Below are 14,358 nucleotides of genomic sequence, written 5' to 3'. Positions count from 1 at the left end.
GAGGGCGGCTCTTGGAACAACAGGTGTCCTGAGGTCGGGCGGCCAGGCGAGGCGGCTTAACGGGTGCGCCGCTGGCGGGGGGCAGCCAGCGCAGCCGCCCGGGCGCGGAGCTGACCGCAACCGCCGTCGATATCCTGGCCGGCCGAGTTGCGCACCTTGGTCAATACGCCGCGGCTGTGCAGGTAGCGCACGATCTTTACGATGCGGTCGCCGTCGGGGCGTTGGAACTCATCGGCTTCCAGGCTGTTGTAGGGGATGAGATTGAGCACGGCGAACTTGCCCTTGAACAGGCGCAGGATGGCGTCCATTTCTTCCTGGCTGTCGTTGATGCCCTTGAGCAGCGTCCATTGGTACTGGATTGGATAGTCGACGGCGCGGGCATAGGCCTCGCCCAACTCCATCAATTCGTCGGGATCGATCTGCGGGGCACGCGGCAGCAGCTGGCGGCGCAGATCGGCGTTGGTGGTGTGCAGCGACAACGCCAGAGCCGGCTTGATGCGCTGCAGGGGCAGGCGCTCGAACACCCGCCGGTCGCCGACCGTGGAAAACACCAGGTTCTTGTGGCCGATGCCCCCCTCGGTGCCGAGCAGGTCGATGGCTTCCAGGACGTTGTCGAGGTTGTGCGCCGGCTCGCCCATGCCCATGAACACCACTTTCTTCACGGTGCGAAAGCGCCGGGCGAGTGCGACCTGGGCGACGATTTCGGCGCTGCTGACCTGGCGCAGCAGGCCGCTCTTGCCGGTCATGCAGAACAGGCAGCCGACCGCGCAACCGACCTGGCTCGATACGCACAGGCCGTCACGCGGCAGCAGCACGCTTTCCACCATCTGTCCGTCGCCCAGCTCCACCAGCAGTCGCGCCGAGCCATCGCCCCCCGGGTGCTCGGCGCTCAGCCGGGCCAGGCCCTCGAGGTTGCGGGTCAGCTCCGGCAGGGCTTGACGCACGCTCAGCGGCAGGAAGTGTTCGCTGGGCTGGTTGCGGGTGCCGCTGTCGAGCGCCTTGCCCTGCAGCCAGGCACGGATGATTCGCCCGGAGTGCTGGGGTTTGGCGCCGAGTGCGGCGAGCTGTTGGGTCAAGTCTTGGATTTGCATGGCGCGCGCATGCTACCACCGGGCAACGTTGGCGCGTAGGGGGCTGTTGGCACAGGACACCGCGGGGATCGACTGGGCGCCGCGAGGCAGCCCGGCTCTGCGGGCTGCCCCGATACTGGTCTTAGCTGTAGCGGCGGTAGCGGTGCAGGGCTGCGGTCAGGGTTTCGACCGTGGCGAGTATGCCGGCGTTGCCTTCGGAGACGCGTCCGATCTGCCCGACCGAGGCCTCGGAGGTCTGCAGGATGGCGGCGAGATCGTCACGCATGCTGCGGCAGGTGGCCGCTTGCTCGGTGGTGGCAGCGGCGACCAGCTGGTTGCGGCTGGAGATCTGCTCCATGCTGTCGACCAGGCCATGCACTTCGCTTTGCACATGTTCGGCATGGCCGGTCATCTGGGCGGTGGCTTCGACGCTGTTGCCCACCCGCGCGAGCATGGCGTTGGAGGTCTGCTGAAGGTTGTCCAGCATGGTGCGGATCTCCACGGTGGCGCTGCTGGTGCGGATCGACAGCTGCCGCACCTCGTCCGCCACCACCGCGAATCCGCGGCCCGCCTCGCCGGCTCGGGCGGCTTCGATCGCCGCGTTGAGCGCCAGCAGGTTGGTCTGCTCGGAAATGCTCTGGATCACCCCGAGCATGCTGGCCATGCGCTCGCTGGTATCCTGCAGCGCCTGGCCGGCGCGCGAGGACTCGGCCATGTCGGCGTTCAGCTTGCGCACCCGGCTCAGCCAGTCGTCCAGCAGCCCGGCCATGTCGCGCATCTGCCCACGGGTGTCGCCGGCCATCTGTTCCGCATCGGCGGAATGGCGTGCCACCTCGGCCACCGATTCGGTCATCTCGTGCATGCCCTGGGCGCACTGCAGGATCAGTTCGTGCTGGTGCTTCAGGCCCTGGCGCGTGGACAGGCTTTCACCCTCGATGGTGGCGCCCTCGCGTTGCAGCTGCTCGCCGGTGTTGGCGATGATGCCGATCAGCTGGGTCAGATCGCTGATGGTGGTGTCGATGGCGCTGCCGATCTTGCCGAACTCGTCATTGCCGGAGAAACCGATGCGCTGGCCCACATCGCCCTTGGCGATGATCGACATGACGTTCTCGATGTGCCTGAGCAACGGCAGCAGGTTGTTGCTCACCGCCAGGGCGACCAGAACGATCACTACCCAGCCGACGGCCGCCATGGCGATCAGTTGCTGCCCGGAAAGCACAGGCTCGGGTCCCGAGGCGCAGAAGAAGAGGGCGACCAGCAGGAGGCCGCTCAGGTAGGCCGGCAGCAACAATTTGTGCTGCAGAGAGATGTTCATCAACAGCCGGTCATACCAACTGATCTTGACGCTGATAGCCATGGAATTGACTCCTTTGAAATGACTGGCCCTTGGAATGCAATAACTTGGCCATGGAGTCAGGTTTCTATTACCGTCGGTCTGCTGAGCCGGCGTGCCGGTCGCGGCATGGTGCTGCGCGGCCCTGCTCGTGCGCAGGGCCGGGCTGCGCAGCACAGAGGCCGGCAATTGCTGAGTGGTTGCTGTAGGGAGGTGTTACAGCGGGTAACCCGTGCTGGGGCGAATGGCGGCACGCTCGTGTGAACTCAACGCTTGCCGGCCGTGCCGGCCAGTGCCTAGGTCGACTCATGCCGCTCGTGAAAGAACTGGAGCAGTTGTTCGGCCACGTCGTCAGGGGCCTCTTCCGGGAGGAAGTGTCCACAGTCGATGGCCGCGCCGCGCACCTGCTCGGCGTACCGGCGCCACACCTCGAGAACGTCGTAGCTGCGGTGCACGAAACCCTGGCTGCCCCACAGGGCCAGCAGCGGGCAGGCGACCTTGCGGGTCTGGTCCGCCGCGTCGTGTTGCAGGTCGATGCTGGCGGCCGCTCGATAGTCCTCGCAGGTGGCGTGGATGGTTTCCGGTTGGCTGAAGCAGCGCAGGTACTCGGCCACGGCTTCGTCGCTGAATCTCGCCCCCGGCGCGCCCCAGCGGTTGAGCTTTTCCTTGAGGTAATAGCCCGGGTCGGCGCCGATCATCTGTTCCGGCAGGCCGTCCGGCTGGATCAGGAAGAACCAGTGATAGTAACCGCTGGCGAAGGCCTGGTCGGTGTGTTCGAACATGTACCGGGTCGGCACGATGTCCATGACGCAAAGTTTCCTGACCCGTTGCGGGTGGTCGAGCGCCATGCGGTGCGCCACCCGGGCTCCGCGGTCGTGTCCGGCCACATAGAACTCCCGATGGCCCAGTTGCTCCATGACCTCGACCATGTCCTGCGCCATCGCGCGCTTCGAATAGGCGGCGTGGTCCGCGGAGCTTGGTGGCTTGCTGCTGTCCCCGTAGCCGCGCAGGTCCGGGCAGACAAGGTGAAACTGTTGTGCCAGACGCCCGGCGATCCCATGCCAGATGAAGTGGGTCTGGGGGTAGCCGTGCAGCAACAGCAGGGGTGGGCCCATGCCGCCGTGGGTGAGGTGGATGCTGGCGCCGCTGGTCGGCAGCCTCAGGGTCTGGAAATCTTTTGCGAACATGCTGCCTGGCGTTCCGGAGTGCGCGAGGCTTGAGTTTATAATGCGCGGCAAGCGCAGTCCCCATTCGAATTGGGGGCTGAGCAGTCGCACCGGCGTCGGTTCGGGCCGGATCGTGCGACCTCCTTCGATCACTGCGACCCCACGGGTACTTCCTGTCGTTTTGATTTGGCTTACACACTGTGTGGAGCGGTAGATGAAATACATACACCAGCGCGAACACCTCAACGAGGACGACATCGTCGTCATCGAGTGCTCGCAGACCTGCAATATCCGCCTGATGAACGATGCGAACTTTCGCAGCTTCAAGAACGGCGGTCGGCACAGCTATCACGGCGGTGCCTTCGATAAGTTTCCGGCCAGGATCACCGTGCCCAGCTCCGGCTTCTGGAACATCACCATCGATACGGTGACCCGCAAGGCCATCAGCGTGACCCGCAAGCCCACGCTGAAGCACTCCATCAAGATCATTCGCCGTTCGGATTCGCGGTTGAGATAAGCGGGAGACCGAAACCCTTGCCCCTCAGCTTGTCTGCGGCTGAGTCACCAGGTCGCCGCCGAGGCGGTATTGATTGTTGCCACTGCGTTTGGCTTCGTACATCGCCATATCGGCGGTATGGATCAGCCGGTCCATGTTTGACGCATGCTCTGGAAACACCGCGATGCCCAGGCTGGCACCGGTGTGGTGCGCTGTGCTGCCGATCTGTATGGCTTTGCTCAGGGCCGTGAGGATTTTCTCGGCCACAGCCCGGGCCTCGTCCTCCAGGGGCCGACTCTCGGCGAAGTCCTCCAGGATGGCGACGAATTCGTCGCCGCCGATTCTCGCCAGGGTATCGGACTGGCGTAGCGTGCGGCTCAGGCGCGTGCCAGTGGCGACCAGCACCCGATCCCCGACGGCATGACCGTACTGGTCATTGATCGCCTTGAAACCGTTGAGGTCGATGAACACCAGAGCTACGCGGGCGTTATGGCGTCGCGCCCGGTCCAGCGACTTGGCCAGGTGCGCCTCGAACACCAGACGGTTGGGCAGTCCGGTGAGCGGATCATGGTGGGCCAGCTGGTACAGCTCACGGGCCCAGGCTTTTTCTTCGGTGATATCGCGTACCACGCCCATCATGCGCACTGCGCGGCCGTCGGCGTCCTTGACCACATTGCCGGTTTCGCGTAACCAGCGCTGGGTGCCGTCGGGCCAGACGACCCGGTACTCCTCGTCATGGTTCTCGCCGGTTTCGATACAGCGCAACTCGCCGGCGCGGACCTGTGCCTGGTCATCCGGGTGCACGCTCGCGCAGAACAGTGGGTAAGAGGGCGTCACCTGGCCCACCTGATAGCCGAACATGCCGTAGATGGCATCCGACCAGTAGAGCTCGTCGCTGTCGATGCGCCAGTCCCAAGTGCCGATGCGGGCGAAGTACTGGCTGCGCTTGAAGCGCTCGGCGTCTTCCGATGACCTGCTGGCCTTGGTGTCCGGCTGGACAAGCAGGATGCCGCTGTCGCCAGCGGCCGGGCCGATACGCAGGGCCTCCATTGCCGGGCGGTTGCTCTGGCCGCTGTCACTCAGGCCGCAACGCTGCGGCGTGTACGCAACCATTCCACTGAGCTGCGGCAGGCAATCCGCCAAGTGTTTACCAACCAGTGCCGCATTGCCATGCCCCAGCAACCGTGCGGCCGCCGAGTTGTGCCAGCTGATCCGGCCGTCGCGCTCAACCTGCAATACGCCTTCGTGCAGCCGCTCGGCCAGTGCCTGGTATTGCGCCAGTTGCTTGCGGGCGTGGCGCTCGCGATGCATCAGCATGGCCAGTAATGCGAGGAACGAGAGCATGCCGGCGCTGGTGAGAAGAGTCAGGAGCATGGTCTATCGGGCGGCGAACTGGGGGGGTAGCCGCATTATGCCCTCGCAGTACTGACCGTTGGCTAGTCATTTGGGCCGATGCCTGTGACCAAACGGCTAGATCACAGGGCAAGTGTGCCGGGGCATTACTCGGCAAAGCCATCCCCGGCCGCCGCGACAAAGGTCATCTCGACCAGGTAGTCCGGGTTTGCCAGCTCCGCTTTCACACACGCCCGACTCGGCGCTGTGCCTTCGGCAAACCAGGCATCCCACAGTTCGTTCAGCGCCGCGAGATTGGCAAAGTCGGTGAGGTAGATCGTGGTCGACAGGATGCGCGATTTGTCGCTGTTGATCTTGGCCAGCGACTGTTCGGCCTGGGCAAAGATCTGCTCGACCTGTCCCCGGATGTCGGCCTTGGTGTCGGTGTCGGCTATTTCGACGAAGTGGGCGATACCATTGAACACGGTAATGTCGGACCAGCGCTTTGTCGGGTTGATGCGATGGATTTTCATGAATACCTTCCTCTGCTAGGTAATTGCCGGCTAACTCTGAATAGGCTGTGAAGGGCCTGATAACGCCTGGGCGGGCAGGGTGCCTTGGCGTGGCGCTTCTTTCAAGACGCCGTTGAACGACAAGGCCCGCGCAGGGGCGGGCCTTGGTTTCTTCCTGGGTTTACTCAGTTGTCATAACCCAGATTCGGCGCCAGCCAGCGTTCGCAGACCGCCAGCTCCTGGCCCTTGCGCGCGGTGTAACTTTGCACCTGATCCTTGTCCACCTTGCCGACGGCGAAATACTGCGCCTGGGGATGGGCGAAGTACCAGCCGCTGACGGCAGCGGCGGGGAACATGGCGTAGTGATCGGTGAGGAATACCCCGCTGCGTCCCGGCTTGCCTTCTTCGGCGGTCGGGTCGAGCAGGTCGAACAGGGTGCCTTTCTCGGTGTGATCCGGGCAGGCCGGGTAGCCGGGAGCGGGGCGGATGCCGACGTACTGCTCCTTGATCAGCGCCTCGTTGTCCAGCTGCTCGTCCGGCTGGTAGCCCCACCAGTGCTTGCGCACCTCGGCGTGCAGCCACTCCGCGCAAGCCTCTGCCAGGCGGTCGGCCAGGGCTTTGACCATGATCGAGTTGTAGTCGTCGCCCGCTTCCTGGTAGGCCTTGGCCACTTCCTCGGCGCCGATGCCGGCGGTGGTGATGAAACCGCCCACATAATCGCGAACGCCGCTGTCCTTGGGGGCGACGAAGTCGGCCAGCGACAGGTTCGGCTTGCCGTCGGGCTTGATGGTCTGCTGGCGCAGGTGATGCAGGGTGGCCAGGGGCTGACCATCGTCGCCGTACAGCTCCAGGTCGTCGTCGTTGACCTGGTTGGCCGGCCAGAAGCCGAACAGCGCGCGGGCCTGGATCAGCTTCTCGTCGATCAGCTTCTTGAGCATGGCCTGGGCGTCCTCGAACAGCGCGGTGGCCGCTTCGCCGACCACCTCGTCGGTGAGGATGCGTGGGTATTTGCCGGCCAGGTCCCAGGCGATGAAGAAGGGCGTCCAGTCGATGTATTCGGCCAGGGTCGCCAGGTCGATGTCGTCCAGCAGCTTGACCCCGGTGAAGCTCGGTACCGGTGGCTGGTAGCCGGCCCAGTCGAACTTCGGCTTGTTCTCCACCGCCTTGGCGTAGGGCAGGCGCTCGGTGCGGGCACCGCGGGCGGCGGTGCGCTCGCGCACCTCGACGTAGTCGGCGCGGGTCTTCTCGACGAAGCCGGCCTTGAGCTCCTTGGACAGCAGCTGGGTGGCCACGCCGACGGCGCGCGAGGCATCGGTGACGTACACCACCGCATCGTTGTGGTACTTGGGCTCGATCTTCACCGCGGTGTGGGCCTTGGAGGTGGTGGCGCCGCCGATCATCAGCGGCAGGGAAAAACCCTGGCGCTGCATCTCGCGGGCGACGTGGACCATCTCGTCGAGCGAGGGGGTGATCAGCCCGGACAGGCCGATGATGTCGCACTTCTCCTCCTTGGCCGTCTGCAGGATCTTCTCCGCCGGCACCATCACGCCCAGGTCGACGATGTCGTAGCCGTTGCAGCCCAGCACCACGCCGACGATGTTCTTGCCGATGTCGTGCACGTCGCCCTTGACCGTGGCCATGAGGATCTTGCCCTTGGCCTCGGGCTTGTCGCCTTTCTCCGCCTCGATGAAGGGGATCAGGTGGGCCACCGCCTGCTTCATCACCCGCGCCGACTTGACCACCTGGGGCAGGAACATCTTGCCCGAGCCGAACAGGTCGCCAACGATGTTCATGCCGCTCATCAGCGGCCCCTCGATCACCTCGATCGGTCGCGCGCACTGCTGGCGGCACTCCTCGGTGTCCTCGACGATGAAGGCGGTGATGCCCTTGACCAGGGCGTGTTCCAGGCGCTGGTTGACCGGCAGCGAGCGCCACTCCTCGTTCTCCACTTCCTTGACGCTGCCGTCGCCCTTGAACTGGTCGGCGATCGCCAGCAAGGCCTCGGTACCGTTCGGGGTGCGGTTGAGCACCACATCCTCGACCGCGTCGCGCAGCTGCTTGGGAATCTCGTCGTAGATCTCCAGCTGGCCGGCGTTGACGATGCCCATGGTCAGACCGTTCTGGATCGCGTAGTAGAGGAATACCGAGTGGATCGCCTCGCGCACCGGGTTGTTGCCGCGGAACGAGAAGGACACGTTGGACACGCCGCCGCTCGACAGGGCGAACGGGAGATGATCGCGAATGAAGGCGCAGGCCTCGATGAAGTCGACCGCGTAGTTGTTGTGCTCCTCGATGCCGGTGGCGATGGCGAAGATGTTCGGGTCGAAGATGATGTCTTCCGGCGGGAAGCCGACTTCATTTACCAGGATGTCGTAGGAGCGCTGGCAGATCTCGCGCTTGCGCGCGGCCGTGTCGGCCTGGCCGGCTTCGTCGAAGGCCATCACCACCACGGCGGCGCCGTAGCGCTTGCACAGCTTGGCGTGGTGTTTGAAGGCCTCGACCCCTTCCTTCATGGATATTGAGTTGACGATGCCCTTGCCCTGAATGCACTTGAGACCGGCTTCGATCACTTCCCACTTGGAGGAGTCGATCATGATCGGCACGCGGGAGATGTCCGGTTCGCCGGCGATCAGGTTGAGGAAGGTCACCATGGCCTTCTGCGAGTCCAGCATGCCCTCGTCCATGTTGATGTCGATCACCTGGGCGCCGGCTTCCACCTGCTGCAGGGCGACTTCCAGGGCCTCGGTGTAGTTCTCCTCGCGGATCAGCCGGGCGAACTTGGCGCTGCCGGTGATGTTGGTGCGCTCGCCGACGTTGACGAACAGCGAGTTGCGGTCGATGGTGAAGGGCTCCAGGCCCGACAGGCGGCAGGCCTTGGGGATGTCCGGCAGCGCGCGCGGCGGGTACTTGGCCACGGCCTCGGCGATCGCCTGGATGTGCCCCGGGGTGGTGCCGCAGCAGCCGCCGACGATATTGAGGAAGCCCGAGGCGGCGAACTCCTCGACCACCGCGGCCATCTCCGCCGGTGTCTCGTCGTACTCGCCGAAGGCGTTGGGCAGGCCGGCGTTGGGGTGGGCGGAGACGTGGGTCTCGGCCTTGGTCGACAGCTCCTCCAGGTAGGGGCGCAGCTCCTTGGCGCCGAGGGCGCAGTTCAGGCCCACGGAGATCGGCCCCGCGTGGCGCACCGAGTTCCAGAATGCTTCGGTGGTCTGCCCGGACAGCGTGCGCCCCGAGGCGTCGGTGATAGTGCCGGAGATCATGATCGGCAGCTCGACGCCGAGCTGCTCGTAGACTTCCTGCACGGCGAAGATCGCGGCCTTGGCGTTGAGGGTGTCGAAGATGGTTTCGATCAGGATCAGGTCGGCGCCGCCCTCGATCAGGCCGCGGGTGGCTTCCACGTAGTTTTCCACCAGCTCGTCGAAGGTGACGTTGCGGTAGCCGGGGTTGTTGACGTCCGGGGAGATCGAGCAGGTGCGGCTGGTCGGGCCCAGCACCCCGGCGACGAAGCGGGGCCGGTGCGGCGTCTCGGCGGTCTTGGCGTCGGCCACCTGACGGGCCAGGCGCGCGCCCTCGACGTTCAGCTCGTAGACCAGCTCTTCCATGCCGTAGTCGGCCTGGGACACGCGGGTGGCGTTGAAGGTGTTGGTCTCGAGAATGTCGGCGCCGGCGTCCAGGTAGGCCTTCTCGATGGCGCCGATGACGTCGGGGCGGCTCAGAATCAGCAGGTCATTGTTGCCCTTGACGTCCTGGGGCCAGTCGGCGAAGCGCTCGCCGCGGTAATCCTCTTCCTCCAGCTTGTAGCTCTGGATCATGGTGCCCATGCCGCCGTCGAGGATCAGGATGCGCTCCTTCAGGGCTTGCTGGAGAGCTTGGAGGCGGGCACTGCGATCGGACGAAGACATGGGGCGAACTACCTGAGCAAAGCACAAACAATGGGGACGCGATCATAGCAAAGCTGTACGCTTTTGGAGCAGGGTGGCCATTTGCATGAATGATGCTCATGTTGACGCCTCGGCCCGCTCCTCGGCGAAGGGCGTAGAATCGACCCATTGTCATACAAGGATCGGCGATATGCCGTATCGCGCGCTGCTCAGTGCTTGCCTGCTGTTCATCAGCCCACTGTTGGTTGCGCAGCCGGTTTCCTATAGCCGCGACATCCAGCCGATCTTCACCCGGTATTGCGTGGCCTGCCATGCCTGTTACGACTCCCCCTGCCAGCTCAACCTGGGCAGCGGCGAAGGCGCTGCGCGCGGTGCCCACAAGCTGCCGGTGTATGACGGCGTGCGCACCGAGGCCCAGGCCACCACCCGTTTGTTTCTCGATGCCCATGGCGCTGATGCCTGGCGGCGCGAGGGTTTCTTCTCGGTGCTGGAGCGTCAGGGCAGTCACGCTGCACTGATGACCCGCATGCTCGAGTTGGGCCATGGCGAGCCGCTGCCAGTCAATGCGAAACTGCCAGAGGCGCTGGAGATCGGCATCAAGCGGGACAATCAGTGCCCCTTGCCCGAGGCGTTTGCCGGCTTCGCCGCCGACAACCCGCAGGCCGGGATGCCCTTTGCCGTGACCGGCCTCACCGACGCCGACTACCAGACCCTGCAACGCTGGCTGGCCGAGGGCGCGCCGATCGATTCGCCGGTGCTGCGCGAAAGCGCCACTGAAAGGCGCCAGATTGCCGAGTGGGAGCGCCTGCTGAATGCCGAGGGGCTGCGCGAGAGTCTGGTGGCGCGCTGGCTGTACGAACACCTGTTTCTCGCCCACCTGCATTTTCAAGGGGGCGAGCCCGGGCACTTCTTCCAGCTGGTGCGCTCACGCACCCCACGGGGCCTGCCAGTCGATCCGATTGCCACGCGGCGGCCCAACGAAGACCCTGGCACCCGCTTCTACTACCGCCTGACGCGGGTTCAGGACGTGATCGTGCACAAGACCCATATCACCTATGGCCTGAGCGACCGGAAGCTGGCACGGGTCAAGCAGCTGTTCCTTTCCGGCGACTGGCAGGTGGGCAGCCTGCCGGGCTATGGCGCCCAGCGCCGGGCCAACCCCTTCGAGACATTCGCCGCGATTCCGCCTCAGGCGCGCTACCAGTTCATGCTGGATGACGCCGAATACTTCGTGCGCACCTTTATCCGCGGCCCGGTCTGTCGTGGGCAGATCGCCACCGACGTGATCCGCGACAACTTCTGGACCCTGTTCCAGGATCCTCGCCACGATCTTTACCTGACCGATGCCGAATACCGCGCCAAGGCCACGCCCTTGTTGGCCATGCCGGGGCAGTTCGACGCCATCGGCGACTTGCTCGGTCTGTGGCTCGACTACCGCGACAAGCGCAATGCCTACGAGAAGCTGCGCATCGACGCCTATGCCGGGGCACCGCCGGCGGACTGGGGACATATCTGGAGTGACAATGACAATGCGTTGCTGTCGATCTTTCGCCAGCACGACAGCGCTTCGGTGCGTAAGGGGCTGATTGGTGAAGTGCCGCAGACCCTGTGGTGGCTGGATTACCCGCTGTTCGAACGGACCTATTACCAGCTGGTGGTGAATTTCGACGTGTACGGCAACGTCTCGCACCAGGCGCAGACGCGCCTGTATTTCGACCTGATTCGAAACGGCGCCGAGCAGAACTTCCTGCGCCTGATGCCCGCCGAGTCGCGTCAGGGCTTGCTCGCCGACTGGTACCAGGACAGCGGAAAACTCAAGCTATGGCTGGACTATCCGGGCATCGACACGCGCAGCCCCAGCGCGCTGGCCCTGGACGGCCCCGACCCCAAGCGCAGTTTTGCCGAGGCCCTGCTGGCGCGCTACGCCGGTCTCAATGCGCGGCCGGATCCGTTCAATCGCTGTGGCGATTCCCGTTGCTACCGCGAGGGCGTCGGCACCGAGTTGCAGGCCGCCGAGCGGGCTCTTAGCCGTCTTGTGAGCAAGCCAGCCGACGAACTCAAAGTGGTCCGCCAGTTGCCGGAGGCGACCCTGCTGCGCGTGGAGCTGGCCGATGGTCGGCGCGAGGTGTACAGCCTGCTGCGCAACCGCGCCCACAGCAACGTGGCCTTCATGCTGGGCGAGGCGCTGCGCCATCAGCCCGGCCTGGATACCCTGACCCTCTATCCCGGGGTGCTGACCAGCTACCCCAACTTCCTGTTCAACCTGACGGCGGCGCAGGTGCCCGAATTCGTCGAGCGGCTGGAGCGGGTGCGGGACGCCCCTGACTTCGAACGGGTGGTCGAGCGATGGGGCGTACGCCGCAGTCACCCCGAATTCTGGCGTTACTTCCACGACCTGACCGCACATATCCGCGAGCACGAGCCGCTCGAGGCCGGGGTGCTGGATATGAACCGCTACGAGAACCTCTAGGCCGGTATCTGCCGTCGGCCCTCGCAGGCTGCATGGGCTCAACGCACCACCAGTACCGACGCCTCGGAATAGGAGGCGAAATAACCGGCATTGGAGGCGAACAGGTGTTCCGCCAGGCCAGGCACATGGGAAGCCATGACCACCAGGTCGGCGCCGCACGCCTTGGCGGCCTTCAGCAAGGTCTTGTCCAGGTCCACCGCCGGGTCGTGGCTGATATAGGAGGCGGTGCTGATACTGCTCAGGCCGTACTTCTGCGCCTGCGCCTCGCCGAAGGCTTGCAGCTTGGCGGTGAACTCGCTCGGGTTGTGGGCGACCGCGCTGGGGGTGTTGCCCGACACGCCCACATAGCAGACCGGCGCGGCATACAACTTGGCCAGATCGGCACCGGTTTTCAGGGCCTTTTCGAGCCGGTCGATATGGTCCAGATCAACGGGAATCATGATTTGACGATACATCTGGCGCTCCTTCTGAGGGCAGGTGGAGTTTCCTACTTGATGCTTCGATCCTCCCAGAAGTATTGCAGACGATTGGCGAACCCGCGGCCGAGGCCTGAATGGGATGCCCGCGGTGGCCGAAATGCTCGCGCATCTTGGTTCTAGCGGCGTTGACTGTTCGACTCACTAGGTGCCGAGGCCGGCAGCCAGCCACCTACCGCTTGATAGGGCGCAAGCTGGCCCGGCGCGCTGAGCCAGACGACTATGGCCTGGCGCTCGCCGCGCGTATCGGGCAGCAGGCGGGTCTGCCAGTGATGGCGCTTGCTCGGGGCGATCTGCTGCAGGCTCAGCACCACGAAATCATGCCGCAGCTCGCGTCCGGCATTTTCGCCGTGCGCGACTTCGGTGTGCAGGCCGAAGCCCAGGCGGGCGACATGGGCAGTCAGGTCCGTCGGCGCGGTGGTGCTGGGGAGGAAGGTCAGTGTCAGGCGGTCACCGTCCAGCTGCAGGGTCAGGCTGCCCACCTCGGTGCTCTTGGGCAGACTCAGCGGCAGCCCCCGGAACCAGCCGCGCCACTCGCGCCCGGCCAGGATAAAGCCGGGGGTGTAGACCGCGCCGCTGGCGCCGCGGCGAGCATAGCCACGCTGCCGGGCGCTGTGGCTTGGGTTGGCGAAGGGATCGGGCCATCCCAGGCGGTCCCAGTAATCGACATGGAAGGCCAGGGGAATCAACCCATGCCACAGCTGTGGATGCTCACGCAGTCCCGACAGCCAGCGGTCGGCCGGGGGGCAGGAGCTGCAGCCTTGCGAGGTGAACAACTCCAACACGGGGGTGGGCGACGGGCCACTGCTGATATTGATCCGGTCCCCGGCTTGTGAAAGGAGGGAATACAGCAGCAGAAGCAGTGCGGCTATTACCTGCGCTAACGGGTGCATGGTCGGGCTCTCTGGAGGTGGCCTAGTCAGTTGACCCGCCGCCAAGGTGCTTGTTACAGCGCGGCTTATCCGACAGAAACGCTCGGGCTTTATCGCAGTGCGCAGGTTGGCGTACACTGCGCCCATGTTTGCGAGGAGTTGCCATGAGCACTATCACCATTACTGACGCGGCACACGATTACCTGGCCGATCTGCTGAGCAAGCAGAACACCACCGGCATCGGCATCCGCGTCTTCATTACCCAGCCGGGTACCCCATACGCGGAAACCTGCATTGCCTACTGCAAGCCGGGCGAGGAGAAGGCCGAGGACACCGCCTTGGCCCTGGCCAGCTTCACGGCCTGGATCGATGCCGTCAGCGAACCGTTCCTGGAGGATGCGGTTGTCGACTACGCGACCGACCGTATGGGCGGCCAGCTGACCATCAAGGCGCCGAATGCCAAGGTGCCCATGGTCAACGAAGACAGCCCGATCAACGAACGTATCAATTACTACCTGCAGACCGAGATCAATCCGGGGCTGGCCAGCCATGGCGGCCAGGTCAGCCTGATCGAAGTGGTCGACGATGGCATCGCCGTGCTGAAGTTCGGTGGCGGTTGCCAGGGCTGTGGCCAGGCCGACCTGACCCTCAAGGAAGGCATCGAGAAGACTCTGCTCGAACGCATCCCGGAGCTGAAAGGCGTGCGCGACGTGACCGACCACAGCAATCGGGAAAACGCCTACTACTGAG

General features: G+C 64.7%; 11 protein-coding genes. 3 read left to right on the top strand and 8 right to left on the bottom strand.

The genetic code is table 11. The features are described 5' to 3' along the window. Positions 1 to 56 precede the first annotated feature (56 nt). From KDW96_RS01005 to KDW96_RS00995, 3 genes are all read right to left on the bottom strand, one after another. Positions 57 to 1,091: an RNA methyltransferase gene (locus KDW96_RS01005; RefSeq protein ID WP_255838542.1), complete on the bottom strand. Its 1,035-nt coding sequence runs from the start codon at positions 1,089 to 1,091 to the stop codon at positions 57 to 59. 121 nt (positions 1,092 to 1,212) lie between these two features. Further along, positions 1,213 to 2,172, bottom strand: a complete 960-nt coding sequence (locus tag KDW96_RS01000; RefSeq protein ID WP_370295483.1) for a methyl-accepting chemotaxis protein — start codon at positions 2,170 to 2,172, stop codon at positions 1,213 to 1,215. 527 nt (positions 2,173 to 2,699) lie between these two features. Then, on the bottom strand, positions 2,700 to 3,590 hold the full coding sequence (locus KDW96_RS00995) for an alpha/beta fold hydrolase (protein ID WP_255838540.1): 891 nt from the start codon (positions 3,588 to 3,590) through the stop codon (positions 2,700 to 2,702). 193 nt (positions 3,591 to 3,783) lie between these two features. Between KDW96_RS00995 and KDW96_RS00990 the strand changes: the two genes are divergently transcribed. After that, positions 3,784 to 4,086, top strand: a complete 303-nt coding sequence (locus KDW96_RS00990; protein ID WP_255838539.1) for a DUF1883 domain-containing protein — start codon at positions 3,784 to 3,786, stop codon at positions 4,084 to 4,086. Between the two features lie 24 nt (positions 4,087 to 4,110). On the opposite strand, the gene KDW96_RS00985 is transcribed toward KDW96_RS00990, so the two are convergent. From KDW96_RS00985 to metH, 3 genes are all read right to left on the bottom strand, one after another. Next, a complete protein-coding gene (locus tag KDW96_RS00985; protein WP_255838538.1) occupies positions 4,111 to 5,439 on the bottom strand; it encodes a diguanylate cyclase domain-containing protein in 1,329 nt (442 codons plus the stop codon). Between the two features lie 125 nt (positions 5,440 to 5,564). Beyond that, positions 5,565 to 5,930 carry a RidA family protein gene (locus tag KDW96_RS00980; protein ID WP_255838537.1) on the bottom strand — a complete coding sequence of 122 codons (366 nt, stop codon included), beginning with the start codon at positions 5,928 to 5,930 and terminating at the stop codon, positions 5,565 to 5,567. 164 nt (positions 5,931 to 6,094) lie between these two features. Beyond that, positions 6,095 to 9,811, bottom strand: a complete 3,717-nt coding sequence (gene metH, locus KDW96_RS00975; protein ID WP_255838536.1) for a methionine synthase — start codon at positions 9,809 to 9,811, stop codon at positions 6,095 to 6,097. Between the two features lie 169 nt (positions 9,812 to 9,980). Between metH and KDW96_RS00970 the strand changes: the two genes are divergently transcribed. Beyond that, complete coding sequence (locus KDW96_RS00970) at positions 9,981 to 12,260, top strand: fatty acid cis/trans isomerase (RefSeq protein WP_255838535.1); 2,280 nt, start codon at positions 9,981 to 9,983, stop codon at positions 12,258 to 12,260. Between the two features lie 38 nt (positions 12,261 to 12,298). Here KDW96_RS00970 and KDW96_RS00965 read toward each other — a convergent pair whose 3' ends face one another. Together KDW96_RS00965 and KDW96_RS00960 are read right to left on the bottom strand one after the other, a co-directional pair. Then, positions 12,299 to 12,715, bottom strand: a complete 417-nt coding sequence (locus tag KDW96_RS00965) for a universal stress protein (RefSeq protein ID WP_255838534.1) — start codon at positions 12,713 to 12,715, stop codon at positions 12,299 to 12,301. Positions 12,716 to 12,855: 140 nt separating this feature from the next. Continuing rightward, complete coding sequence (locus KDW96_RS00960) at positions 12,856 to 13,629, bottom strand: DUF1223 domain-containing protein (RefSeq protein ID WP_255838533.1); 774 nt, start codon at positions 13,627 to 13,629, stop codon at positions 12,856 to 12,858. Between the two features lie 143 nt (positions 13,630 to 13,772). Between KDW96_RS00960 and nfuA the strand changes: the two genes are divergently transcribed. Continuing rightward, positions 13,773 to 14,357 (top strand): Fe-S biogenesis protein NfuA, encoded by a 585-nt coding sequence (gene nfuA / locus KDW96_RS00955; protein ID WP_255838532.1) that lies wholly within the window; start codon positions 13,773 to 13,775, stop codon positions 14,355 to 14,357. Position 14,358 lies beyond the last annotated feature (1 nt).

This window comes from Pseudomonas benzenivorans (assembly GCF_024397895.1).
Taxonomy (GTDB): Bacteria; Pseudomonadota; Gammaproteobacteria; order Pseudomonadales; family Pseudomonadaceae; genus Aquipseudomonas; species Aquipseudomonas benzenivorans_A.
The sequence above is the reverse complement of the archived record's forward strand: the minus strand, read 5'-3'. Positions and strand labels throughout refer to the sequence as shown.

What these genes read in the sequence shown, in the direction of transcription:
- KDW96_RS01005 (WP_255838542.1), bottom strand. Translation starts at nt 1,091, where the DNA reads ATGCAAATCCAAGACTTGACCCAACAGCTCGCCGCACTCGGCGCCAAA.
- KDW96_RS01000 (WP_370295483.1), bottom strand. Translation starts at nt 2,172, where the DNA reads ATGTCGATCATCGCCAAGGGCGATGTGGGCCAGCGCATCGGTTTCTCC.
- KDW96_RS00995 (WP_255838540.1), bottom strand. Translation starts at nt 3,590, where the DNA reads ATGTTCGCAAAAGATTTCCAGACCCTGAGGCTGCCGACCAGCGGCGCC.
- KDW96_RS00990 (WP_255838539.1), top strand. Translation starts at nt 3,784, where the DNA reads ATGAAATACATACACCAGCGCGAACACCTCAACGAGGACGACATCGTC.
- KDW96_RS00985 (WP_255838538.1), bottom strand. Translation starts at nt 5,439, where the DNA reads ATGCTCCTGACTCTTCTCACCAGCGCCGGCATGCTCTCGTTCCTCGCA.
- KDW96_RS00980 (WP_255838537.1), bottom strand. Translation starts at nt 5,930, where the DNA reads ATGAAAATCCATCGCATCAACCCGACAAAGCGCTGGTCCGACATTACC.
- metH (WP_255838536.1), bottom strand. Translation starts at nt 9,811, where the DNA reads ATGTCTTCGTCCGATCGCAGTGCCCGCCTCCAAGCTCTCCAGCAAGCC.
- KDW96_RS00970 (WP_255838535.1), top strand. Translation starts at nt 9,981, where the DNA reads ATGCCGTATCGCGCGCTGCTCAGTGCTTGCCTGCTGTTCATCAGCCCA.
- KDW96_RS00965 (WP_255838534.1), bottom strand. Translation starts at nt 12,715, where the DNA reads ATGTATCGTCAAATCATGATTCCCGTTGATCTGGACCATATCGACCGG.
- KDW96_RS00960 (WP_255838533.1), bottom strand. Translation starts at nt 13,629, where the DNA reads ATGCACCCGTTAGCGCAGGTAATAGCCGCACTGCTTCTGCTGCTGTAT.
- nfuA (WP_255838532.1), top strand. Translation starts at nt 13,773, where the DNA reads ATGAGCACTATCACCATTACTGACGCGGCACACGATTACCTGGCCGAT.